This is a genomic window from Serratia sp. 14-2641, from assembly GCF_001692375.1.
In the GTDB taxonomy this organism is placed as follows: Bacteria; Pseudomonadota; Gammaproteobacteria; order Enterobacterales; family Enterobacteriaceae; genus Chania; species Chania fonticola_C.
On sequence record NZ_LXKR01000028.1, the window covers coordinates 398,924 to 422,860 of the forward strand.

Below are 23,937 nucleotides of genomic sequence, written 5' to 3' on the forward strand. Positions count from 1 at the left end.
CAGAAGTCCTCATGCGCGATTATCGAAAGTTGGTTGTGATGACGGTAAGCTGTGGACCGTATTTATTTTTCACTATTAACCTGTGCTATTACGTTTGGGGCTCTCCTGCTTCCTATTGATGACGAGGTGAGACCTCATCGTTTTGACCGGAGTTACCCTAACACTGAGATGTTTTTTTTGGTGATATATTTCAATAAACCAAATAACAATAGATTTTAATTCTGATTTAATTATTTTAATAGATTTTAAATCTAATTAATGGTGTACCTACTCAACGTTCGGTGGTAACCAATCAATAGATAGGTAGGTTTGAGGAGGGCTTAACTCTGGGAGTGTTGGTTATGTTACTGCTTGCATACCCATTGGCATGATGCTGCGGTGTGCAGGGGATTACCACGCAGCGAAAGGGCAATCAGTGCTTCTATACTGACGCATCATAGGCTGCCCTACCCGTTGGGAAGAGTGTTGGAGTGAGGCGAAAAATCAGGCAGATAATCCGGCAGGGAACGACTTAATCTTCCGTACACATCATCAGCGTTTCGAACGGTAAAGAGATGATGTAATCGTCATTATTCACTTCGGTAACCTTAATTTTGATATCGTCGTGATTAAGCACTTCAAAAAGCTCAATCATCTCAGGACTGCGTTTACCCATATGCATGGAGTAATAACTCCCTTCTCTCGTGTAGGTAAAATCAACGACACCATTGATTGTTTTCAAGGTCGTCTTTGGGCACGAGTGGGTACCAGCAACCAGCAGATATCCCTCTCCGTTACCGTGCATGGATAAGAAAACATCCACCACACTGCTTTTATTGCAGGCGTTGGCAATCAGCTTGGCATGTACCCGGCCACGGCATTCAAAGCCATTATCCAGAGCTAGATCCTTCCAACCCCAGTAGCCCATAAAAACAGCAGTCGCCAGCAATAGCAAGAGCAGAGATAACTTAACTTTCATTTTCATCTTCGTTTTCATGTTTAGATAAATAGTAGTTATCGCAAGGCGCGTTACTGTTAAATGGACAATAGCTTAATAAATCACTCATGATCACATGCCCTGATGCATCCAGTTTTTTATCAGCAAAGTAATAAACATTGGCCTGACGTTTACAGTCCAGCTTCTCATTTTTAGCAATAACTTTAATCGAGCTAATGATGCTGGCATTGTCCATTCTGCGAGTTTTATCATCTGTAATGTAAAAATGGCATTGATCGAGGCGAAACACCTCGGTTCTTACCGACTGCAATCTAAAGTTGTTATAAATCCCAGGTGAAAAATAAATCACTAATAAAGACAGTATGATAGCCATGACTTTCGTTTTTCTTGACATAAAAAAACGAGGGCGGTGGCTACGTTTTTGCGGTACCTGATGGTTAGCAAGTACTTCCGGGACTTCCAGATGGTTGTTTTCTATCGGCTGTTTTTCCTCGGGTGTACTGTCATTTTCGACAACCGTTACAACCTCAGCCTCAAATAGAAAACCGTATTTGGGAATAGTGGTAATTAAATCAGGGCAACCGCATTGTAGCAGCGCCTTTCTTAACATCGAGACATAGTTGTTCAAGTTGTTGCTGGAAGCGCTCAACCCTCTCTTTTCCCATAGCTCATTTAAAATAGACTCCCGGCTTAGCGGGGTACCATTATGGTTGAGCAACAACAAAAAAAGCTCACTGGTTGAGCGAGCCAAGGTGATTATATCCACACTGTTATCAAGGCAATGCAGCGTGTCGTCAGAGGGGTTGTATTTTACAACGCCATTAATGATGTACTTCATACCACCTCTATGGAAGTCAACTTTGCTGCATTAGATTTATTCCCTCACGAGGGATGTGAAACCGATCCGGTGCCCAGCTCCGAGTCCGTTGCATTAAAAAAGCAACAGCCACGTGACAAAAAGGGCGATCCTCTGAGTTTATACCATTATAACGCAACGCCCATAGGTTAGATTTAAAATCTATATAACTGTAATAAATAGCAAAATTACTGCTTACGCTAGATCCTGGGCAAGGTATGAGTTATAGCCAAATGAGGAAAAGACCAGCAATCCAAACAGCGGCGCGCCCTAATGCACAAGGGGCAACGCAAACTGCGTCACCCCTTGTCTTTCATCCCATCAATCAACAATCACCTGCCCTATTACGGCTTCTGCTGAACCTCTTTCCACAGCTTCAAGGCCAGCAACACCAAACCACCCGCACCTAGAACCAGCAGGAGCCAGAGCAAGCCTTTCTTCCACATGCTGGCCTCTTCTGCGGCATCCACCGCGCTCAAGCGTTCGGTGCCGCCCAGGGTCACTTGAGATTGCAACCCAGCTTCTGGCAATGCATCGGCATCTATCGCTTTACGCAGCTCTGCCGGGATCAGGCTATCTAAAGGGATCGCCTGAGGCTGGGCCGCTTTATTTCCCCACGCCAGCAGGAATGGTGTGGTTCCCTGGGCATTGAATATCAAGGTTTGGCTATCGCGCTCCGCCTTAACCTCTGGCAGCGAATCGCCCCATTGCTGGTTGATGCCTTTCAAACGAATACCCTGCACTAGTAAGCCGTTCAGCGGGATTGCCTCTGCGGTGCGGCCATTCACCGAGAACACCACCTGCTTGGTCAGAGGGTGCCAATTGTCACTGGCTGCGCTGCGGTAATCGATCTCTAGTGGCAGCACCGTATTCCCTTGCGTCGGTCGAATGCTGATATTGTTCAAGGGCTGAGGATTCGGCCAGCTATATTCAGCCTCACTGGCCGAAATGGCTTTTTGGTTAAAGGTCAGGCCGATCCTTTGCTGTTCGGTGTGTCTGGAGGCCGCAATCCCCTGTACTGACTGGATCTTCAAATCAGGGGCCGTTTTGGCATCGTTGAACACCAAGAGCAAATAACGAGGTCTGGCATAGTCATCGAGATCGATGGTATCCAATAGCAACCGATCGCTGCCGGAGACCAGATCCATCAAGGGCACATCCTCAGCGCTGCTCGACCAGTCTTTTAAATCGCTGCTATAAAACAGGCTAACGCGGGTCTGCCAATTCTCGGGCAGACGCTCCCAGGCCAGTTTCAGCTGGGTCAGGCGGGGATAGTTACCCTCATGCTGCGGGATCTCCAGCAGATAGGTGTTCCCCATTGGCTTGTCACTATCCACTGGCAAGGTCACTTCAACACCACCTGCGGATTTTAACGAAATCACCTGCTGTTCCTGATTGGTAACCCTTTTGCCATTCATTGGGAACAGGCGCAGAGGGAAAGTCTGGCTATTCTCCTGAGTGGTGACGTTCGCGGCCAGCGCAAAGGGGACGGCCTGCCCCTGATTGTTGAACACCCGCACATCGCGCAGATCTGGCCAAACGCTCTCGGTATACACTGCCTCAGGCAGTTCAATACGGAAAAACGGCGCGCTGCCTTCAGTGGCTAGCGAGATGCCATAGGCGAAATCCTGCGGTTTTTCAGCCACCGACTGCGCATTGGCTACACCAGCCAGACAAAGTGACCCCAGCAGCAACCCGTTATTCAATTTTACTTTCATACATTCCCTCGTTCGCTTGCCACATTGGGTTCCTTACCGCGCACCGCTTTGGGTGGCAATGGGGAAAAATATCCCACGATCAACACCAGTATCGCCACGCCGATAAACGCGATGGCACGAGCCAATCCACCACCCCGGGCGCTATCCACCAGCATCAATTTAACAATGACGATACCGAGCAACGCCGCACCGCCAAACCAGACCTCACGTTGTCCACAGCGGGTTGACCACACCATGACGATCTGCGCTATCAGCATCCACAGCAAAGCGAAGGTGGTCTGTACCAAGCGCGAGCCCCAGAGCGTATCAGCCCGCCAGGCAATATCGGCGTAATAGGCCAGCGCGCGCAGGACCGCCCCATTGCCCCACCAGAACAGCACCGCGATAGTAAACAGCGGCAGCGCCTGTTTCAGCAATACGGCGAATTGCGGGTATTCCCGCCGGACAAACAGCCCCAGAGTCACCAGCGCCAAGAGTGCAAAACCAGCGCCCTCTTCTAACGGGTTCAACAGCGGCAAATAATGCCAGCCTAGACTGACCCCATCAAACACGTTGCCTACCAGCAACAGCAGCAGAGCCAACGCCGCCAATGGGGCCAGCGCAATTGCGCCATATAGCTGACGATGTTCGGCAAACGGCCAGCAACCTTTGCGCAGTGCACCATGAGTTGCCAAAATGATCAGGGAGATGAAGCCCATTTGCAGCCCCAGCCGCCACTCATCCATGCCCCATGGCAAGCGCATCGTGCGCCAAAAGACTTCATAGCCCAACGCAAATACCACCATCCAGAACAGCGACAGATGTAATCCCTGTTGCAGGCGCAGTAACGGCAAGGTACCCGCTTCGCGCTTCAGCAACCAGTACGCCACAGGCAAGGCCAGCAGCCAGACCAGATTCGGCCAGCCGAAGGCCAACAAGGAATCCAGGTCAATCAATTGGAACATCAACATGGCCAACATGCCCGGCCACAGCAGCCAAATGCTATAACGCAGTTCGAGCCAGGCCAGCCTTTGTGCTGCCCAACGCCACAGCACTACGGATAGCGTCAACAAGGCCATCGTCAGGAAGGCTCCATAACCATAGTTGAGCGGCAATCGGCCAGCAAAACCGAGCAGGCAAACCAGCCAGAGCAGGATGCCGCCAGCCAGGAAGGAACGGCTGACAACCTGTCTGAATGCGGCGTCGCTCTCCAGATCGCGCCAGAGGAATGCCACCGCGAGCCAAGTTAATGCCAGTACGGCGAACACAAGCGTAAAGGAGAGCGTCGTCATTCCAGCGCCAAGAGCGACCAGGGCAGAAGCCAAGGCCAGCACCAACAGACCAGAACCGCTGAGGCTCATGCGGATTTGCTTTTGCTCACGACCAAGCCACAGAATGCCCAGCCCTTCCAGCGCCCAAGCCATGGATGTCCACTCAGCAGACAGTGCCAATGGGATCGCCAGCGTAGTGAACACCCCGCCCAGCGCCAAACCGGAGACTGCCAACATACGGCCCAGGGATGGGTAGCGCTTCAATGCTGCCCAGGCCAGTAACAGGTAAGCCAAACCGAAGCCCAGCGCCGAGAACGCCGGGCCAAACTCCCAGTGGCGAACAATCAGATACTGCATGCCAAAACCGATTAACGGTGGGCCAAACAGTAGCGCGCCATCGATAATCTTCTCGCCAGGCAACTGAGCACGCAGAGTCAAAGCGAGGCATAGCACGCCAAAAATCACGATATTGGCAATCAGGAACAGCTGGCAACCCAGGTAGTATTCCGGCAGGTAGTTGTTGATCCCCCACAGCCCGGCAACGCCAAAGGAAAAAACAAAGCCCAGCAGGTTAAGTGGCCGCCACGGTTGCCAGACGCTGATCGCCAAAATGCCCAACGAAAGCAGCAGGTAATAGGAGAATAGCGCGATATAACTGCCGCCACCGGTGGACAGCAACAACGGTGAAAGGTAGCCACCAATGCTGGCAAGCATCGCCAGGCTGAGGGCGCGCTGCAATACGGCCAAGCCCACGCTGGCGGCGCAGATCACCAGCATCAAGCCAAATGCCAGCATATGTGGCAACAGCTGATAAAGCCGGAAGGCACCAAATACGGTGATATAGAGCGCGCCAACCGCGCCCCCTTGCAGGATCAGGGCATACATCGTCTGTTTAACACGCAGACGCCAGCCAAACCACAGTAAAACGCCGCTCGCCACCGCCGCGCCCATTAACCTGAACTCAATAGGCAACATGTCGCGTTCAACGGTGTATTTCATCAGGTAGGCCAAACCGAAGAACAGCAGCAAGACACCCAGCTTCGCCAGCGGGTTACCTTGCATAAACCAGCCCACCAGCCCGCTGAGCAGGTCGTTTTTCGGTTGCTGTGGCTTATCAATGGCGGGTTTATCAGCAATAGGTGGGTGAGGGATGGTTGTTACTGGTGCGGCTGGTTTTGGAACTGCAGACTCCCATGGCGATATAACCGGAGGGGGAGCGGCCATGTCAGCTGCGGGTTTAACGGTAGACTGTTGTGCCGCATGCGCCGCAAAGTCATGCCTTGTCTTCACAGCCACAGGTTGCGCCTGAGAAACGGGCGTTGGCGTTGGCCGAGATCTCCCGGTTTCCTCGAACCGAAGGTCATCCACCTGTTTTTGCAACTGGGTGATGGTCAGTGTCAGTTGAGCAATTTCCCGCTGGTTACGGTTGCCACGGCCAAGCGATACCACCACAGAAATGGGTAATACCACCAGGCACAGGAACAACGCCAAGCCAGCGATAAATATCAATCCATCCATGGTGCACCTTTAGATCATTTATCGTGGCATCAGTCTTACACCAAAACATTACCGCCGACAATGGATTGATACCGCCAACCCGGCTCAGGCTAATAAAATACCGTTAGCTTGGTGGCTGTTCTTCGGCTGACTCTGGCTGGTTTTTTCTCAGGCGTGGATATTTCCATAACCAGCGCCCGCTGACCATACGCCAATAGAAGAAGACTCCACGCACGGCCCAGTCCAAGAACATCCCCAGCCAGACACCCACCACGCCCATACCAAGCACGATGCCCAGGATATAGCCAGCGACCACTCGACAGCCCCACATGCCCAACATCGTCACCCACATGGCAAACCGGACATCACGTGCGCCCTTCAACCCGGCGGGTAACACCCAGGACGCGGCCCAAATCGGCATAAACGCGGCGTTGAGCCAAATCAGGATTTTGACCACCTCTTTAACATCGTCTTCCTGGGTATAAAATGAGGCAAACAGCCCGGCAAAGGGGGCGGTTCCCCAGGCAATCACCGTCAGGCCAATCGTCGCCAGCCAAAAGACGTGCTTCATCTGCCGCTCAGCCTGAGCAATTTGCCCTTTCCCCAGACGCCTACCGACGATAATGGTCGAAGCAGATCCCAAGGCATTCCCCGGCAGGTTAATCAGGGCCGCGATAGAGAAAGCGATAAAGTTACCGGCGATGACGTTGGTCCCCATCCCCGCCACAAACATTTGTGTCAGCAGCTTGCCAGCGTTGAACAGCACCGATTCGATACTGGCGGGAATACCAATCCCTAGCACCTCACGCAGTATGCTGCTGTTGAGTGGCGTAAAATAGCTTTTGAGCGTAATACGCAGCGCCGGATTAAAGCCCACCGCCAGAACGGCAATAATGGCGATCGCGCCGATATAGCGGGCAATGGTCAGCCCCAGCCCCGCGCCAACAAAACCCAGGCCTTGCCAGCTAAATACCCCATAAATCAGCGTACTGCTGATGAGAATATTGAGGATATTCATGCCGCCATTGATCAGCAGTGGGATCTTGGTATTGCCAGCCCCACGCAGGGCGCCGCTACCAATCAGGGCGATGGCGGCTGCCGGATAACTCCAGACGGTGGTTTGCAGATAAGAAAGCGCCAGCGCTTTGACTTCGGGCGTGGCTTCACCGGCGATCACGTTAATGATCTGTTGCCCGGCCAAATGGATCCCAACCGCCAGCAGCACCGCCAGTACGGTCATTAATACCAGCGACTGGCGTGCCGCCGCCCGTGCCCGTTTACGATCGCGAGTGCCAAGACTAAAGGCCACCACCACCGTGGTGCCCAGATCCACCGCAGCGAAAAAGGCCATGATGACCATGTTGAAGCTGTCTGCCAGGCCAACGCCTGCCATCGACTCTTTACCGAGCCAGCTCACCAGGAAGGTGCTGAGCACCCCCATCAGCAGTACGCAGGTGTTTTCCAGAAAGATCGGTACCGCCAGTGGCGTGATTTCGCGCCAAAAGAGCACCCGATAGCTTTTTCGCTTGGCATACCAATGCGTCTTGGCAACGCGCTGGGGCAGTAGCCTGTGTAAGTTCAAGGTTGGCCTGTATCAAGGAAGTGAAACATCGTTTCAAATGATGGTTTATCGGCGCTTATTCTGCAAGGCATTTTTTCGCTATCGGTATGAAACCGTGACAATGTGTTGATTAGGCCAAATCCAAATAAATGAATAAAAATGATTTTTCATGCTTGCTAAAAATAATAAATTAACTAATTACCCATCCCAAAAAAAATATTAATCAGTGGCCATGATGAACATAGCCACTCTTCACTAATTAATTATAACCTTCCGCCGTAATTTTAAGTTGTTCAGCATGTTGGTAGATATCATCCAATAATTCTATTGGATAACGAGTTTCTTTTTTATCAGAATCAAACAAACCGACATACAGCTGACTCCGATTAAAATGAAGTCTACAAATAGGCTTTCTATTGTTATCATCAAGTAATATACCGAAATAACTTTTAGTATCGCGATAAGTAATTCGACTTGGCTCAACAACAGTACGAATTATAGATTTAACGATATGAAAACCCTCAATCTCAATTTCAGTGGTTACAATACCATCATCATCTTCAACAGCTACTAACGCTTGCTCAACAATCTCGTCTTTAGGTTCAATTGCTAAAGGCTGCTGCTGAGCCCCACTGATTGCAGACTTAAGACGTTCATTTACCTGATCATTTAACCACTGACTGGACGCTTTTTTAGTCAAAGAGGTAAAGAGTTCACGTACTTTTAGTGTTAAAATTCCATCATAGACTCTGGACGCAAAGAATTTTACAAAATCTTCCTCAGGATTGTTAAACTGAGTTGAAATTATTTTCTTGATTTGACTTACATACTTCAACTCACCAGCCGCATTTACTATTGACTCTACATCAAATGTTGACTTGGTTAGTTTGGCTATCTCAGGTACCACATTTTCATCAATATCCAACAAGTCTAGCTCAAGAAATGGCTTTTCATCCATTTTGTTAGGAGCATCAAGATCGGTGAAAAATTTATATATTTGCCCGTTAGTTAAAATGGATATCCTCGCATTGGTTACATGGAAATACCTAAACAATTGCGAAGCATGGTTAACGTTTAGCGGCTCACCAATCTTTTTACATTCAACAAGTATCTGAATCTCATTGTTTTTCAAAATGGCGTAGTCTATTTTCTCACCTTTTTTTATCCCAACATCACAGATAAACTCCGGAGTAACCTCCGTTGGGTCAAAAACATCATAACCAAGCACTTTATTAATGAATGGCATCACGAAAGCGCTTTTTGTAGCCTCTTCAGTTTGAATAACTACAGCCTGTTGTTTGATCTTAGCTGAAAGACTTTGTAGCTCGTCTAAAAGCTCCATAAAAAACCCTCCGTGTCAAATAGTTATAGTTTCTTCACGTTATCTAATTTATATAAAAAAACCGCTGTTGTCCTTTTTTATTTTCAGAATAAGACAGCGATCACTTAATTTCAAAAAGATACTAAAGCAATTAAATCAATTAGATTGTGAGTAATGCATAAATTCCACTAAAAACTGCTTTGTAAGTTATCAGACAAATCAATTAAACTTAAAATAATAAATGGCAGGTACTATTTTAATGATAATAATAAATAAATGATATTATATTTAATCAAAATTAAATGAAACTCTATTTGACCTTGGCTTTATCGGAACATACAGCTCCCTTTTATACCTAACACTATCCACAGGAATTATCCCTTTGAGAAAGGCCGTACTTTTGAGTGACTGCGACGCAGAGCAAAATATCGCGCTATTGGTTTACCCCTTACCCCGTAACCAAACCAAATAACGCCCCGATCCCCGATGACACCCCCATGGCCAATGCGCTCCAGAAGGTAATGCGCATCACTCCAGGGCCTATGGGTGCACCGCCCACTTTGGCCGAAACGCCCCCAAGCACCGCCAGTGAGACCAATGCTGAGCAGGCAATGGCGGGGATGGTCCATTCAGTTGTCGCGATGGCCGCTACACATAGCGGTAATATTGCCCCGGCAGCAAAACTCAATGCTGAAGCCCACGCGGCCTGTAAAGGACGCGCGGTGGTGATTTCTGAGATCCCCAGCTCATCACGCGCATGGGCGCCTAGCGCATCATGGTGCATCAGTTTTTCTGCCACTTGTTTAGCCAGAGCCAAATCAAGCCCTCGATGGACATAAATCGAGGTTAACTCCCGGTGTTCACCCTGAAAATCGCTATTCAGCTCAGCTTGCTCTTCAGCCAGCGCGGCCTTTTCAGTATCAGCCTGGGAAGACACTGAAACATACTCACCGGTTGCCATCGACATCGCACCAGCTACCAAGCCAGCCACTCCAGTCAAGAGCAAACTTTGCTGAGTTACGTTAGCCGACGCTACGCCCAACAGCAGACTGGCGGTAGACACTATCCCGTCATTAGCACCGAGAACAGCGGCCCGCAGCCAGCCTATTTTTTCCATGCTGTGTCGTTCCCGGTGCATTTTGTTTCCCTTTATGGACCCGTAGTATCAAAGTTTATCGAGTCGTTGTTGAATGTCCTGATGGCGGCCTTTATCGGCTAATTCTCTGCCTGGGCGGGCAGGGGCCGCCAGTGCTTTCTGTAAATAGAGTTTGCCCTGTGCCTTATGCCCTTGATCTATCAGAAAGTCAGCGTAGAAATAGTTGGGATCGATACCCGTTGGATTAATCTGTAAAGCCTGTTTCAACAACAGTTCAGCCTGCTTGTCATCACCAAAGCCAATGGGCCAGCCAGGAACCTGATAATAGAGGGCGCCAAGACTGGTATAGGCTGAGCCATCCAGCGCCTTGGCATCCAACTTTATTGCCAGTTCCAACTTCATTTTCGCCTCTTTGGCCAGTTCCAAAGCACCCAGCCCCCCTTTCTCACCGGCCCAACTACTCTTGACGATCGCAGACCAGATCAACAGGTCTGCGCGTGACCCGTTAGCTGCACTGGCTTTATCCGCAACGGCGCTGAGTTGTTCCAGACAGCTTTCTTTCTGTTTCGCCGCAACCTGATACTGGCAAACTGCCCATTGGTTCTGAATATCGGCCAAATCACTCTGGGCAACAGCGGTTGTACTACCAAAGAGCGTCAACACCAACAATAACTTTTTCATCGCGAGTCCTTCTTCTCAAGGGCAGCATTGGCATGGCGGGCAATAATATGCCGCTGTTTAGCCAGCGCTTTATCGACCACTGCTGGGAACAGTGCATTAAGTTTGACAAAGAACCGCTCTGGCCAACCCAACCATCGTCGTTTAATCTGTTTGTCTAACGCAACAATCACCTCATCAGCAACCCATTCAGCACTGTCACTTTTGGTGCCTAACTCAGCATTCATGGCATTAACAGCCGCAGAGTTAAGCGTGGTTTGGGTCGCCCGGGGGGCAAAATAGAGCACGTTAATGGATGAACCGGCAAGTTCTCTGCCGAGTGCTTCACTAAAACCGCGCAGCGCGAACTTGCTCGCGCAATACACGCTATATCCGGCATAACCAATGCTGCCAAAGCTGGAACCGATATTCATAATGATGCCGGGCCGGTCTATATAAGGCAGTAAAGCCCGAGTCAATAATATTGGAGCCTGAATATTTACGGCTAACTGCTGCATTATTTGTTGTTCGCTTTGATCCTCAAGCCAGGCAAAATGATTGGCCCCGGCATTGTTGATCAGGATATCAATACGCTGTTGTTGGCAAAGCAGCTCAACTTGCTGTGTCAATTGCGTGAAATCGCCAAGATCGGCGATCCAAACCTGATGTTTTTCCGGGTGGGGCAATGTGTTAAGCAACGCGGTGAGCGCCGTTTCATTACGCCCATGTAATATCAGACAAGCCCCCTGCTTTGCCAAGGCATGAGCCAGTGCCTGGCCAATACCACCGCTGGCACCGGTAAGCAAAATACGGCTGTTGTTGAGCCTCATTGTGCTGGCTCCATCAGGCCACGCAGCATGTCGCCATAAAGTTGGTAGACCACTTTGGCAGTATGGATAATCGCGGCACGATCTTCGCTCTTTTCCACCTGGTCCATTAATGATGCAAAAAAGGCCAGATGTTCTTTGTCCAGTTCCCCATGCGAGCTGAGGTAACTCATGGCTTTCTCTGGTAATCCCAGTCCCTGTTTAAGCTGTTCGGCAACGGTGGTGGCAATGGCGACGCTAGTGCCCTCAAGGACATGCACCATACCGAAAATACCCATAGGGTTGAGGCGAGAGACGTGGTCGTAGAGGAACGCAATCATCAACTCGATTGCCAATACCGGCTGGCCATGACGGACCGCTTCGGCATCCCCGCCACACGTCCTGATATCATTTAATATCCATTCCTGATGGCCATACTCTTCATCAATATATTCGGCAATGGCTCCGCGAACCCATTCATATTCTGAGTTCATCCGGCCGCCAGCTGTCATCAATAAAGGCACGGTATGGCTGACATGATAAAAAGCCTGTGTCAAAAAGGCGATATACATTTCGGCATTAATATTTCCGCAGCGGCAAGCTTCTATGACCGGGGCGGAAAGGAGCTTCTCTCTGTCCACCGCCGTCTCTCGCTGTAACAATTGATAAAAACTCATGTGATATCTCCCGCGATTAACTGATGAATACGTGTGTGATAGGTGGACAAAATCTGCTGTCTTTTCGGGCGCCCATTGGTGGTTAATAAACCGTTTTCAACCGTTAACTGTGCCAAAAAATAATGATGGATCCGTGCATAGTCAGGTAACCTCCCATTAAGTTGTGATAGCTGCTCGGCAAGGCTACTTTCATAACCGGCTGTCACTTGGATCAGCGCAACATTTACGGGTAAACCATCACCAAAGATGACCATGCGGGATATTGCTGGAAAAAGCTGAGCCTCTGCCTCGATCCATTCCGGTGAAAAATTTCGGCCAAAGGCGGTGATCTGAATATTCTTTTTGCGGCCGGTGATATGAAGGAAGCCTTGGGCATCAAAATGGCCGAGATCGCCAGTTGCCACCGGGGATCTTGCAGCAGGTTCCCCCAGGTATCCCAGCATTGTCGCGCCAGAAATCAAGATCTCCCCATCCGGTGCGATGGTTATCCGGCAGTGCGGTAACGGTTCACCCACCGAGCCAGGCAATGCACGCCCTGGCGCATTGAGGGCAACAACCGAGCCGCATTCTGATAAGCCATACCCTTCAAAAACCGGCAAACCCAACTGATGCGATTTAACCACTAAATCCGCAGCAACCTTACCCCCGCCGACGGCAACAAAACGCAGGCTCTCCGCCAACCCTGGGTTGTGGGTGCACAACATGACGAATAGACGCAGCAATTCAGGTACCAATACCAGACTGTGCGGCCGCCATTGTGTAATGGCTTGGGCAAGGATCTGAGCGGAAAACTGGCTAGAGCCTGTCAACCCCACTTCCGCCAGCGAGGGGATACGGCTACATACGCCACTGAGCAACGGAACATACAGCCCGGTAATGTTTTCAAGCAAGGTCGACAGTGGCAGCAATGTCAGATGCTGCTGTATGTTTGCCGCAGCAACCCGCTCGGCAAGCGCCAGACTGACCTGCATCAAGTGCTCCTGACTCAAACATACCCCTTTGGGATGCCCGGTTGTCCCTGATGTATAGGTGATTTTGGCCGTATTAGCGGGTAATTCAGCAACAGATAGTGGCTGCCGACGTTGCAAAGGGTAATCAAGGAAGGGGGCCGTTATCCACCCTTGCCGGGCAGGCCCAATCAAGGCATCGGCACCGCTACTTTCCAACAACCAGTCTTGTTGTTCGGCACTGAAAAAAAGGGGCACCGGTATAATGACAATATTGGCTAACAAGCAAGCCAGATCGATCATGGCCCACTCCAGGCCGTTATTCAAAAACAGGGCCAGCCGCGATATTTTCTCATTACTGAGTCGCTCGGCCAGAGAGGTGGTTTGCCGCAATAAATCAGCGTAGCTGATGCTCTGCTGACTATCACATAACGCAGGGCGAGAGCCATCTATGACCGCAATGTGTTCAATTCGCTCAAAAAGGATCATAGCAGCACGCTCATTTGCACGGGAAAGATATCCGGCATGGGGCCAAACAATGAAAGCAATAAGCTGGTTTCACTCAGAATTTGGCGGCCTTGTTTAAGATCGCCAACCATGACACAGGGCTGTCCCTGATAATATTCTCCCCAGGCCTGGGCATCCTCACCCATTCGATCCGGCAATGCAGGGGCCAGTTCCAGAGGGGTCAGGTGCAACCGGTGGAAGATATTTCTCAACTTTTTGGTCCCGGTAAATGCCACGTATTCGAATTGGTTTTCGTAGAGTAGCCGGCAAATCGCCGCAAACATGATCCGGGCATTTCCGGATTCAGAACAGGCAAAATTTCCTATTTCAACCAGACGGTTACGTGGCAAGATTATTCCCGTCTGCGCGACAGCCACCTCTTCAATCGGCGCATCCAGATAACGCTCAAGGTACAGCGCCGAGTTGTCAGCACGGTTCAGACCACAGGCACCAACCAGAACGCCATCAGCGCGGTACATGCCTAACAGATAAGGCAGGAAGTGAGGAATGAGCGCATTAAACTGCCGACCATATTCATGCTGTATATAAGCCTGTAATAAGGCCCTGTGCTCATGGTCCTCAGCAAACGACAGCTGGTACGGTGCCTGGATATGCATACTCATAATCGCGCCCCTCTGACTGATAATGAGCAGTGTAGCGATGCAAGCTTAAGAAAGAGTTAAGGCGGAGAGAGCACAGACCCCTATTTAAAACCCAACGCCATCAAGCAAGCTGACTGCTTTATACACTATTTCCCTTCACCGTTAACCTCAGGTAGTATCACCATAAACTGTATAAAAAAACAGGTAACAACATGCAACCCTTACTGCTGCATTCTGCCAAAATTTCCCGTGATCAATTCCGTGGTGAGATCATCACCAACGGCAAGTTTCTGAACTGCGATTTCTCCGGCACCGATCTGACTGATACCCAGTTTATCGGCTGCGTTTTCTATGACGAAGAGACCCAGCTCGGGTGTAACTTCAGCCGCGCGGTGTTGAAAGATGCCAGCTTTAAAAGCTGCGATCTCTCACTGGCCGATTTCAGAAATACCCAGGCCCTCGGCCTGGAGATCCGCGAATGCAAGGCACAGGGGGCTGATTTCCGTGGCGCCAGCTTTATGAACATGATTTCGCAGCGCAGCTATTTTTGCAGCGCCTTTATCATCAAAAGCAATCTGAACTACAGCAACTTCTCCAAGGTGGTGCTGGAGAAATGTGAGCTGTGGGAAAACCGCTGGAGTGGCGCTAACGTGTTGGGTGCCAGCTTTATTGGCTCCGATCTGTCCGGCGGGGAGTTCAACCAGTTTGACTGGCGGGCCGCCACCTTCAACCACTGCAATCTGACCGGCGCAGAGCTAGGGGAGATGGATATCCGCCAGGTTGATCTGGAGGGAGTACAGCTGGATAGCCAGCAGGTCGTTGGGTTAATCGATCGGCTGGGGATAATCCTGGTCAGTGACTCCTGATTACCAGCCGCCATCACGGTGCCTAATACGCCATTACGATTAATCATCGGCCATCGCCTTGATTTTATTGCATCCTTCGCCAATGATTCCAAATACCTTTCCCATCCTCAAGGATCCGTATGAACCCATCGGCCACTGTTCTCTACACCGATAGCGACTTTTTCAGCCCCTATGCCATGTCGACCTTTGTGGCGCTCACGGAGAAAGGCATGCCGTTTACCGTCAAGCCGGTGGATCTTTCACTGGGGGAACAGCAAAGCCAGGCCTACGGCAGCCTGTCATTAACGCTGCGGGTGCCGACGTTGGTGATGGGTAGCTTCCAGCTTTCCGAGTCTTCCGCCATTGAGGAATATTTGGAAGAACTCCACCCAGCTCATCCGCTCTACCCGCGTGACATCAAACAGCGCGCCAAAGCCCGTGAGATCCAGGCCTGGTTGCGTAGCGATCTGTTGCCGTTGCGGGCCGAACGCCCAACCGAGGTAATTTTCAGCGCGGGTAAATTTGCCCCATTGAGTGCGGATGCCCAACGGGCAGCCAACAAACTGCTGACTGCGGCGCAAAAGTTGCTGAGCCACGGCCAGGATCATCTGTTCCACGAATGGTGTATCGCCGATACCGACCTGGCTCTGATGCTCAACCGGCTAGTGATACATGGCGATCAGGTACCGGAACCGCTGCGCCACTATGCACAAAAACAGTGGCAGCGCCCATCGGTGCAGGCGTGGTTGGCATTACCAGAGAAAATGCGGAGCTAAAAAAACCGGCGGCCACGACGCCGCCGTTCTCAACGGTGAGAAACATCACTTCTTGCTCGGAGGAAACGCTCCCCAGCGTAAGCCACCGGGGAGCGTTCAAGTCTTGAGGGTTAACAGCTCACGTCAATACACAGGTATTTCAGTTCCAGATACTCTTCGATGCCGTAGCGGGAGCCTTCGCGCCCCAGCCCAGATTGTTTGATACCGCCGAAAGGCGCTACCTCGTTGGAGATCAAACCGGTATTGATGCCCACCATGCCGTATTCCAGCGCCTCCGGCACCCGCCATTGACGGGCGGCGTTTTGCGTAAACAGGTAAGCAGCCAGACCAAATTCGGTATCGTTGGCCATCGCGATAGCTTCTGCTTCGTCATGGAAACGGAACAGCGGTGCAACCGGGCCAAAGGTTTCTTCTTTGGCAAAGCGCATCTGCTGGGTCACACCGGTAACCACCGTCGGCTGGAAGAAGGTACGGCCCAACGCATGCGGCTGCCCGCCGGTCGCGATCTGTGCCCCTTTGATCAGCGCATCATCAATGTGGCTCTGCACTTTTTCTATCGCAGCCTCATCGATCAGCGGCCCCTGCGTTGTCCCTTCCTGTGTGCCATCACCGACTTTCAGTTGTTCAACCGCGGCCACCAGCTTATCCACCAGGCGATCGTAGATGCCGTCCTGCACGTAAATACGGTTGGCACAAACGCAGGTCTGCCCGCTGTTGCGGAATTTGGAGGCCATGATCCCGGCAACGGCCGCGTCCAGATTCGCATCGTCAAACACAATCACTGGTGCGTTGCCGCCCAGTTCTAACGAAAGCTTTTTAATGGTTGGCGCACATTGCGCCATCAGGATGCGCCCAACCTCGGTCGATCCGGTAAAGCTCAGCTTGCGTACTACCGGGCTGTCACACAGCACTTTACCCACCTGAGCCGCTTCGCCGGTTACTACTTGCAATACGCCTGCGGGAATACCGGCATCCTGCGCCAGTTTCGCCAATGCCAATGCGGTCAGCGGCGTTTGCTCAGCCGGTTTGACGATCATGGTGCAGCCTGCGGCCAGCGCAGGAGCCGCCTTACGAGTGATCATCGCTGCCGGGAAGTTCCACGGCGTGATCGCCGCGCAGACACCGATAGGTTGTTTCACCACAACCAGACGTTGCGAAGCCTGTGGTGCCTGTAATACGGCGCCGTCTACACGCTTGGCTTCCTCAGCGAACCAGGTAATAAACGAGGCAGCATAGGCCACTTCGCCACGCGCTTCCGCCAGCGATTTACCCTGCTCAGCGGTCATCAGCTGCGCCAGATCTTCCTGAGCCGCCATGATTTTATCGGCCCAGGCCAGCAACAATACGGAACGCTGCTTGGCGGTCTGTTGCTTCCAGCCGATTTGTGCCTGCTGCGCGGCGTTAATTGCCTGCTGGGTTTCCTCTGCGCTCACCAGAGGCACCGTTGTCAGCTCCACTCCGTTGGCCGGGTTGATCACGGCTTCACGTTTGCCACTGCGCGCATCACACCACTCGCCGTTAATCAGGCATTGGCTACGCAGCAGATCGGGGTTTTGCAGTTTCATGAATATTGCTCCTTATTGGGCCAGCGCGCGGGAAAGGATTGCCAGCGCCTGGTTAAACTGGGCATCAGGAATGGTCAGCGGGTACAGGAAACGGATCACGTTACCGTTCACCCCACAGCTGAGTAGCAACAGTCCTGCTTCCTGGGCTTTTTGCTGTACCTGACGGGTAAACTCCGGCGACGGTTTACCGGTTGCCGGGTCGTTGAACTCTACTGCCACCATGGAACCCAGCGCGCGAATATCCACAATCGCCGGGCAGTGGCTACGTGCCTGTTGCAGCACTTCCACCAAATGTTGCCCCAAACGCTGGGAGCGTTGGCACAGTTGTTCTTCTTCAATCACGTCCAATACCGCCAGCGCGGCAGCAACGGCTAATGGGTTACCGGCGTAGGTACCACCAAGGCCACCAGGGGCCGGGGCATCCATCACTTCAGCACGGCCCGCCACGGCAGACAACGGCATACCGCCAGCCAGGCTCTTCGCCATGGTGATCAGGTCCGGTTTCACCGCATAGTGGTCCATTGCAAACAGCTTGCCGGTACGGGCAAAGCCGGTCTGCACCTCATCGGCGATCAGCAGGATACCGTGTTGGTCACACAGCGTACGCAGCGCCTGCATGAATTCTGCCGGAGCCACGTTAAAGCCACCTTCCCCCTGTACCGGCTCCAGTACGATCGCGGCAACCTGCTTAGGATCGATATCGGCCTTAAAGATGCGTTCCAGGCTATTCATGGCATCTTCGGTGCTGACACCATATAGCGCATTCGGATACTGGCCGTGGAAAACGGAGCCAGGGAATGGGCCAAAGCCCAACTTGTAAGGGGCCACTTTACCCGTCAGCGCCATGGTCATATAGGTACGGCCATGGAATCCACCGCCGAAGGTGATCAGGCCTGGGCGCCCGGTGTAAGCACGAGCGATCTTCACCGCGTTCTCTACCGCTTCTGCGCCAGTGGTGAAGAAGGCGGTTTTACAGGTGCCTTCGATCGGAGCACGTTGGTTGATGCGCTCTGCCAGCGAAATATAGCTTTCATAAGGCACGATCTGGTATGCCGTATGGGTAAACGCCTGAAGCTGCTTTTCAATGGCGGCGATCACCTTGGGATGACGGTGGCCGGTATTGAGCACCGCAATGCCCGAGGCAAAGTCGATCACCTCATTGCCTTCCACATCCCACAGGGTGGCATTTTCTGCACGCTCGGCGTAAAAACCACACATCACGCCAATCCCTCTTGGGGTAGCGGCCAGACGACGTTGATTCAGTTCTGCGTTTTTCATGCTGTTCTCTCCGGGCGGGACCAGTTATCGGTTTTGTTCACAAACGTGAAACATTGCGTTTATTTACACCTGATGTGGCCCTATAATCGAGTGCCAGTTACGATTAATTGAGGGATCCAATTGCGCTCATTGAGTGGTGACCTGCTGCTGCAACGCCTCGGCGAGCAGCCCGATGATAAACTGCACAAGCGGTTATACAATGCCATTCGTACCAGTATTCTGGACGGCAGCCTGCCCCCTTCCAGCCGCCTGCTGGCGTCACGCGATCTGGCAAAAGAGCTGGGCCTCTCACGTAATACGGTTTTAACCGTTTATGAACAATTACTGGCGGAAGGATATGTGTTTTCGCGCCAGGGAAGTGGAACCTTCGTCGCAGAAACGGTACCCGACAGCTGTTTATCCACCGCCAGCCAGCCGATTGCCGTTGACGGTGAGCAACGGCGTGCCGAGCTGTCACAACGTGGCATCACGCTACTGCAACACGCCAGCGCTAGCCCGAAACAGTGGGGAGCGTTTATTCCCGGCGTCCCCGACGTGAATGCTTTCCCGCATCACATCTTCAGCAAACTCCAGGCACGCATCAGCCGCCGCCCGACCTCACAGCGCTTAACCTACAGCAACCAGGGCGGCAGCCCGGAGCTGCGGCATGCGTTGGTGGACTATCTACGGGTGTCGCGTTCGGTGCGCTGCTCGCCGGAACAAATTCTGATCACCGAAGGCATTCATCAGGCGATCGATCTGGTCACCCGCATGCTGTGTAATCCTGGAGATGACGCCTGGATCGAGGAACCTGGCTATTGGGGGATCCGCAATATCCTGCGCATGAACGGCGTCAATATCTGCCCCTGGGCGGTGGACGAGGCCGGGATGGTGCCACCAGAACAACCGGCGGCCTTGCCACGGCTGATTTTTGTCACCCCTTCGCACCAATACCCGTTGGGCTCGGTCATGAGCCTGGCTCGTCGGCAACGGCTGCTAGCTTTGGCCCGTGCGGCTGGCGGCTGGATCGTGGAAGATGATTATGACAGTGAATTTCGCTTCTCTGGCCAACCTATCCCGGCCTTGCAGGGGTTGGAAGCCGATGCGCCGGTGATCTACATCGGCACCTTCAGCAAAACGCTCTATCCGGCCCTGCGGCTGGGCTATGTGGTGCTCCCCAAGCCATTGATGGACGAGTTAAAAACGGCTCACGCCGAGCTTTATCGTGGCGGTCATTTGATCATTCAGGCGGCGCTGGCGCAGTTTATTCAAGAAGGCCACTATACGGCACATATCCGCCGCATGCGGTTGCTGTATGCCAAGCGGCGTGGGTTCCTCACCGCGTTGATTGAACAGCATCTGGGTAAGCAGGCGTTGAGCGAGTTCAACAGCAACGCTGGGCTGCATCTGGTGCTCAACCTGCCAGATGATGCAGACGATGTCGCCATCGCTGCGGCGGCCAATGAACGCGGGGTGCTGGTAAGAGCGTTGTCACGGTATTACATGCTGCCAAACGCGCGACGCGGGCTGCTGATGGGCTTTGCTTGTGTGCCAGAAGAACAAATGGCGGCGGCGTTTGACGTGTTGTTGGAGTGTATAAGCCCCTCACCCCAACCCTCTGGGTTGGGGTGAGGGGTAATCTATCAATCCAGCAGATCGCCGATATCATCCTGGGTGGATGGGGGATCCTGACGCATCCCCTTGGTCAACCACAGAAGATAAATAAAGCCGGCAAACAGCCAGGTGAAGCCCACTTTCAGCGCTTCGGGATCCAGGTTGACCCACAACCACACTGACATACCGAAGCCAATCAGCGGCAGCAGGCCGTATTTGAACATCGCGTTCAGCCCACGGCGTTTTTGGTTAATCAGGAAATGTTTGATCACGCTGAGGTTAACGAAGGTGAATGCCCCCAGTGCGCCAAAGCTGATCATCGACACCACCATGCTCAAATCCATCCACAGCGCCAGCAACGAGATGATGGCGACAAACACAATCGCGCGCCACGGAGTGCGGAAACGAGGGTGCAGATGGTAGAACACTTTGCGCGGCAACACGCCTTCACGCCCCATGGCGTAGAAAATACGTGAGACACCGGTTTGTGCAGACATGGAAGAGGCATACACCCCAGTGAGGTAAGTGGCCATAAAGAAGTTGTACATCCACTTGCCGCCCACGTGTTCCGAGATAATCAGGCTGGCGGTGTCCTGATGCGGGATCAGCGATTGCCAGTCAGGATAGGCCAGATGCGCGGCGTAGGAAACGGCAACAAAGATGCCACCGGCACAGATCACAGTAATCAGGATCGCGCGCGGCAGAGTGCGTTTGGCGTCGGCGGCCTCTTCGGCCATGGTGGCAATGGCATCAAAACCCAGGAAGGCCAGGCACAACACCGCAGCACCGGCGATCAGGCCAGAGAAGTCACCGGCATCCACCAGCAGCGGCTTCATCAATGACGCCGGGCTGAGGTCAGCCTCGCTAAATGCCAGCACGATAAACAGCACGATGAACACCATCTGCAAGGCAATCAGCGTGAAATTCACCGAGCTAAGCAGGCGCACGCCCAGAATATTCAGCGCGCTGACGCTGGCAATGGAGCCAAGAATAAACACGTAAGCAGGGATCGATGGGAATGCCTCGTGCAAGAAGATACCTAAAACCAGATAGTTAAGCATCGGCAGGAACAGATAATCGAGGATCTGCGCCCAACCTACCAGGAAACCGGTTTTACCACCAAAACTGCGCTGTACGTAGGAATAGGCCGAACCTGCCAGCGGCATGGCGTTGGTCATCCGGCAATAGCTCAGGGCGGTAAACAGGATGGTCACGATGGTAACCAGATAAGCGACGGGTAAGTGGCCCTGGCTTAACACGGTAACCTGACCGTAGGTGGTAAACACGCCCAGTGGCACCATATAGGCAAGGCCAAACGCAACCAGGGCGGGGGTTTTAAGAACTCGTTGCAACCGAATGTTTTGCGGCATTACCGTATCATCTCCTGGCGCAGCTCAGCGCTATTCAGGGCCAATCCCAATAGGCTATTTGATTCGCTGCGGTAAAAACAAGGGGACGGATTCTGGCACAAGTTAGGCTGCCGGGGAAGCTAACAATCCGCTTTCAGAAAACCGGGTAGCAATAGGTAAAGAACTGGGGCATAACCCGTTGATTTATTGTTTGCAGGATGAGGAAAAGCGGTAAAAATTACCCTTCATGGCAATGTTGCCGAATTTGTAGAGGCGCTGCATGCAACGCCTCCAGGTAAAATGACCGCTTAATTCACATTGCTATCAGGATTGATAGCTGATCTTCCCGCCAACCAACGTCCGCTCGATGCGGGTTTGGTACAGTTTCTCTGCCGGTTGCTCAAACAGATTATGGTGCAGGACGATCGCATCGGCAAATTTGCCAACTTCCAGCGAGCCAATGTACTGCTCTTTGGCGATCATGTAGGCCGCATCGATGGTGGCTGCGCGCAGCGTCTCGATCAGGGTCAGATCGCGATCGTTGTCCAGGCGTGGCCCGGCGGGATTACCTTCGCTATCCCAGGCGCGGCGGGTCATCCCCACCTGCAGGTTATACCACTCATCCAGGCGATCGATTGGCCAGTCGCTGCCATAGGCCAGCCGCGCACCGGCATCCAGGAAGCGTGCCGCGGGCTCCAGGTGAGGGAAACGGGCTTCACCCAGCATCTCGCGCTCTTCATCGATCAACACGCCCGGTAAACCGGCCCACTGGAACGAAAGTACCGCCGTTGCCGCCAAAGAGGCGAAGCGCGCATACTGATGCGGCGCAACCAATTCGTTATGAGCCAACCCTGGGCGGATATCCTTGCCCGGGCAGGCAGCACGCATTAGCTCAACCGCATCCAGCACCTGCTCGATTGCGCCATCGCCTACCGTATGGGTATGCGGATGCAGGCCAACGCGGCCACACTCGACGATCAGCGCGTTCAGCACCGGCGTGGTGAAGTAGAGATCGCCATAACGCTCACCCTTGGCTTCCCCATGATGTTCACGATAAGGCTCTAGCAGCGCCGCCGTCATAGTCGGTGGCTGCAACACGCCGTCGACGAACAGCTTGAGATGGCCAACAGAGATCCCGGCCTGCGGCGTCCAAGGCTGGCTACTCCACTGTTCGGCAAAGGCGACAACCTCTTGCACCGCACGGGCAGCGTCTTCCGGCCCTTGTACGCTGTCTGGCGTAACTTCTTTAGCTCCCAGCACGCGTAAGGTCAGCTCACCGCGATCGCGCAATACGGCGAAAGCCTCCAGTTGTTCCGCAAACACGCGGGTGTCCATCACCGTGGTTACGCCCTGCTCATGCAGTACCTGCTGTACATGAGCCGCCACCTGCACGTTCTGTTCCGCCGTGCCGGAAGGAATGCTGTCAAAGGCGCGCATGGCCGGAGCATCTTCCAGGATCCCGGTCAGTTGACCATCGGCATCGCGGGCGATCTTGCCATCTGGCGGCACTGGCGTATTTTCATCAATGCCCAACATCTCCAGCGCACGGCTGTTAGCCGCCAGCGTGTGGCAATCGTTAGCGAACAACGCTACCGGGCGGCGGGTGTTCAGAGAGTCCAGCAGCGCACGGCTCATGTCCGCGCCAACCGGGATCATCGCCTGACGCTGCCAGGCACGCACCGTCAGCCATTCGTCATCGCCAGCCGGATATTTATCCAAATGGTCCTGTATATGCTGCAAGGTCTGCTCTACCGTCAGCGCCGCATAGTGCAGGCTGCACCCCTTGAGCTGTTTGCCACCCCAGAATGGGTGCATATGGCTGTCGATCAGGCCCGGCATCATCATTTTGCCGTGCAGATCGATGCGTTCGGTGGTGGGGGTCGCCAGCGCAAGCACCTGATCATCAGTCCCTACCGCAAGAATGTATCCCTGCCCTATCGCCAACGCACTACAAACACGATTTTCCGCATCTGCGGTGAAGATAGTGCCGTTGTAATAAATTACCTCGGCTGCTGTTGCCACTGGAGTCATAGTCATTGTCTCGAAACCTCACAAAATGACCTTAAGTATACCAAAAACTCCCCAGCTTGGCCCCTCAG

Annotated in this window: 19 protein-coding genes; 3 read left to right on the plus strand and 16 right to left on the minus strand. The window is 52.7% G+C overall.

The features are described from left to right. Nucleotides 1-511: 511 nt before the first annotated feature. The 12 genes from A6U95_RS12340 to A6U95_RS12395 form a co-directional block, all read right to left on the minus strand. A complete protein-coding gene (locus A6U95_RS12340; protein WP_065684702.1) occupies nucleotides 512-964 on the minus strand; it encodes a hypothetical protein in 453 nt (150 codons plus the stop codon). Continuing rightward, complete coding sequence (locus A6U95_RS12345) at nucleotides 948-1,775, minus strand: helix-turn-helix domain-containing protein (RefSeq protein ID WP_065684703.1); 828 nt, start codon at nucleotides 1,773-1,775, stop codon at nucleotides 948-950. Before A6U95_RS12345 ends, A6U95_RS12340 begins: the two co-directional genes overlap by 17 nt. 362 nt (nucleotides 1,776-2,137) lie before the next feature. Beyond that, nucleotides 2,138-3,511, minus strand: coding sequence for a DUF3999 family protein (locus tag A6U95_RS12350; RefSeq protein WP_065684704.1), 1,374 nt, complete (start codon nucleotides 3,509-3,511; stop codon nucleotides 2,138-2,140). Then, nucleotides 3,508-6,279, minus strand: coding sequence for a DUF2339 domain-containing protein (locus A6U95_RS12355; protein WP_065684705.1), 2,772 nt, complete (start codon nucleotides 6,277-6,279; stop codon nucleotides 3,508-3,510). The genes A6U95_RS12350 and A6U95_RS12355 overlap by 4 nt, the downstream gene beginning before the upstream one ends. A 103-nt stretch (nucleotides 6,280-6,382) precedes the next feature. Then, entirely contained in the window at nucleotides 6,383-7,840 is a 1,458-nt protein-coding gene (locus tag A6U95_RS12360; RefSeq protein ID WP_065684706.1) for an EmmdR/YeeO family multidrug/toxin efflux MATE transporter, read from the minus strand. A gap of 238 nt (nucleotides 7,841-8,078) precedes the next feature. After that, entirely contained in the window at nucleotides 8,079-9,161 is a 1,083-nt protein-coding gene (locus A6U95_RS12365) for a type I restriction endonuclease (protein WP_065684707.1), read from the minus strand. 427 nt (nucleotides 9,162-9,588) lie between these two features. Continuing rightward, nucleotides 9,589-10,278 carry a VIT family protein gene (locus A6U95_RS12370; protein ID WP_065684708.1) on the minus strand — a complete coding sequence of 230 codons (690 nt, stop codon included), beginning with the start codon at nucleotides 10,276-10,278 and terminating at the stop codon, nucleotides 9,589-9,591. A 27-nt stretch (nucleotides 10,279-10,305) separates the two neighbouring features. Continuing rightward, nucleotides 10,306-10,917 carry a hypothetical protein gene (locus tag A6U95_RS12375; RefSeq protein ID WP_241810649.1) on the minus strand — a complete coding sequence of 204 codons (612 nt, stop codon included), beginning with the start codon at nucleotides 10,915-10,917 and terminating at the stop codon, nucleotides 10,306-10,308. Continuing rightward, nucleotides 10,914-11,723, minus strand: coding sequence for an SDR family oxidoreductase (locus A6U95_RS12380; protein WP_065684709.1), 810 nt, complete (start codon nucleotides 11,721-11,723; stop codon nucleotides 10,914-10,916). Before A6U95_RS12380 ends, A6U95_RS12375 begins: the two co-directional genes overlap by 4 nt. Then, a complete protein-coding gene (locus A6U95_RS12385) occupies nucleotides 11,720-12,376 on the minus strand; it encodes an iron-containing redox enzyme family protein (RefSeq protein ID WP_021180630.1) in 657 nt (218 codons plus the stop codon). Before A6U95_RS12385 ends, A6U95_RS12380 begins: the two co-directional genes overlap by 4 nt. Beyond that, nucleotides 12,373-13,812 (minus strand): AMP-dependent synthetase/ligase, encoded by a 1,440-nt coding sequence (locus A6U95_RS12390; protein WP_065684710.1) that lies wholly within the window; start codon nucleotides 13,810-13,812, stop codon nucleotides 12,373-12,375. Before A6U95_RS12390 ends, A6U95_RS12385 begins: the two co-directional genes overlap by 4 nt. Beyond that, nucleotides 13,809-14,447 (minus strand): thermostable hemolysin, encoded by a 639-nt coding sequence (locus tag A6U95_RS12395; protein ID WP_275505123.1) that lies wholly within the window; start codon nucleotides 14,445-14,447, stop codon nucleotides 13,809-13,811. The genes A6U95_RS12390 and A6U95_RS12395 overlap by 4 nt, the downstream gene beginning before the upstream one ends. Before the next feature lie 197 nt (nucleotides 14,448-14,644). On the opposite strand from A6U95_RS12395, the gene A6U95_RS12400 reads away from it, so the two are divergent. Both A6U95_RS12400 and yfcF read left to right on the plus strand, forming a co-directional pair. Beyond that, on the plus strand, nucleotides 14,645-15,298 hold the full coding sequence (locus A6U95_RS12400; RefSeq protein ID WP_065684712.1) for a Qnr family pentapeptide repeat protein: 654 nt from the start codon (nucleotides 14,645-14,647) through the stop codon (nucleotides 15,296-15,298). A gap of 119 nt (nucleotides 15,299-15,417) precedes the next feature. Further along, complete coding sequence (gene yfcF, locus A6U95_RS12405; RefSeq protein ID WP_065684713.1) at nucleotides 15,418-16,053, plus strand: glutathione transferase; 636 nt, start codon at nucleotides 15,418-15,420, stop codon at nucleotides 16,051-16,053. Nucleotides 16,054-16,163: 110 nt separating this feature from the next. Here yfcF and A6U95_RS12410 read toward each other — a convergent pair whose 3' ends face one another. Further along, nucleotides 16,164-17,618, minus strand: a complete 1,455-nt coding sequence (locus A6U95_RS12410; RefSeq protein ID WP_021180637.1) for an NAD-dependent succinate-semialdehyde dehydrogenase — start codon at nucleotides 17,616-17,618, stop codon at nucleotides 16,164-16,166. 12 nt (nucleotides 17,619-17,630) lie between these two features. Further along, nucleotides 17,631-18,896 (minus strand): 4-aminobutyrate--2-oxoglutarate transaminase, encoded by a 1,266-nt coding sequence (locus A6U95_RS12415; protein ID WP_024528194.1) that lies wholly within the window; start codon nucleotides 18,894-18,896, stop codon nucleotides 17,631-17,633. 120 nt (nucleotides 18,897-19,016) lie between these two features. On the opposite strand from A6U95_RS12415, the gene A6U95_RS12420 reads away from it, so the two are divergent. Next, entirely contained in the window at nucleotides 19,017-20,507 is a 1,491-nt protein-coding gene (locus A6U95_RS12420) for a PLP-dependent aminotransferase family protein (protein WP_065684714.1), read from the plus strand. A gap of 11 nt (nucleotides 20,508-20,518) precedes the next feature. Here the strand turns inward: A6U95_RS12420 and A6U95_RS12425 are convergent, their stop codons facing one another. After that, nucleotides 20,519-21,859 (minus strand): APC family permease, encoded by a 1,341-nt coding sequence (locus tag A6U95_RS12425; RefSeq protein WP_024483079.1) that lies wholly within the window; start codon nucleotides 21,857-21,859, stop codon nucleotides 20,519-20,521. A gap of 303 nt (nucleotides 21,860-22,162) precedes the next feature. After that, entirely contained in the window at nucleotides 22,163-23,869 is a 1,707-nt protein-coding gene (locus A6U95_RS12430; protein WP_065684816.1) for an amidohydrolase, read from the minus strand. Nucleotides 23,870-23,937 lie beyond the last annotated feature (68 nt).

What these genes read in the sequence shown, in the direction of transcription:
- A6U95_RS12425 (WP_024483079.1), bottom strand. Translation starts at nt 21,859, where the DNA reads ATGCCGCAAAACATTCGGTTGCAACGAGTTCTTAAAACCCCCGCCCTG.
- A6U95_RS12380 (WP_065684709.1), bottom strand. Translation starts at nt 11,723, where the DNA reads ATGAGGCTCAACAACAGCCGTATTTTGCTTACCGGTGCCAGCGGTGGT.
- A6U95_RS12415 (WP_024528194.1), bottom strand. Translation starts at nt 18,896, where the DNA reads ATGAAAAACGCAGAACTGAATCAACGTCGTCTGGCCGCTACCCCAAGA.
- A6U95_RS12410 (WP_021180637.1), bottom strand. Translation starts at nt 17,618, where the DNA reads ATGAAACTGCAAAACCCCGATCTGCTGCGTAGCCAATGCCTGATTAAC.
- A6U95_RS12340 (WP_065684702.1), bottom strand. Translation starts at nt 964, where the DNA reads ATGAAAATGAAAGTTAAGTTATCTCTGCTCTTGCTATTGCTGGCGACT.
- A6U95_RS12355 (WP_065684705.1), bottom strand. Translation starts at nt 6,279, where the DNA reads ATGGATGGATTGATATTTATCGCTGGCTTGGCGTTGTTCCTGTGCCTG.
- A6U95_RS12350 (WP_065684704.1), bottom strand. Translation starts at nt 3,511, where the DNA reads ATGAAAGTAAAATTGAATAACGGGTTGCTGCTGGGGTCACTTTGTCTG.
- A6U95_RS12400 (WP_065684712.1), top strand. Translation starts at nt 14,645, where the DNA reads ATGCAACCCTTACTGCTGCATTCTGCCAAAATTTCCCGTGATCAATTC.
- A6U95_RS12375 (WP_241810649.1), bottom strand. Translation starts at nt 10,917, where the DNA reads ATGAAAAAGTTATTGTTGGTGTTGACGCTCTTTGGTAGTACAACCGCT.
- A6U95_RS12365 (WP_065684707.1), bottom strand. Translation starts at nt 9,161, where the DNA reads ATGGAGCTTTTAGACGAGCTACAAAGTCTTTCAGCTAAGATCAAACAA.
- A6U95_RS12430 (WP_065684816.1), bottom strand. Translation starts at nt 23,869, where the DNA reads ATGACTCCAGTGGCAACAGCAGCCGAGGTAATTTATTACAACGGCACT.
- A6U95_RS12390 (WP_065684710.1), bottom strand. Translation starts at nt 13,812, where the DNA reads ATGATCCTTTTTGAGCGAATTGAACACATTGCGGTCATAGATGGCTCT.
- A6U95_RS12345 (WP_065684703.1), bottom strand. Translation starts at nt 1,775, where the DNA reads ATGAAGTACATCATTAATGGCGTTGTAAAATACAACCCCTCTGACGAC.
- A6U95_RS12370 (WP_065684708.1), bottom strand. Translation starts at nt 10,278, where the DNA reads ATGCACCGGGAACGACACAGCATGGAAAAAATAGGCTGGCTGCGGGCC.
- A6U95_RS12385 (WP_021180630.1), bottom strand. Translation starts at nt 12,376, where the DNA reads ATGAGTTTTTATCAATTGTTACAGCGAGAGACGGCGGTGGACAGAGAG.
- yfcF (WP_065684713.1), top strand. Translation starts at nt 15,418, where the DNA reads ATGAACCCATCGGCCACTGTTCTCTACACCGATAGCGACTTTTTCAGC.
- A6U95_RS12395 (WP_275505123.1), bottom strand. Translation starts at nt 14,447, where the DNA reads ATGCATATCCAGGCACCGTACCAGCTGTCGTTTGCTGAGGACCATGAG.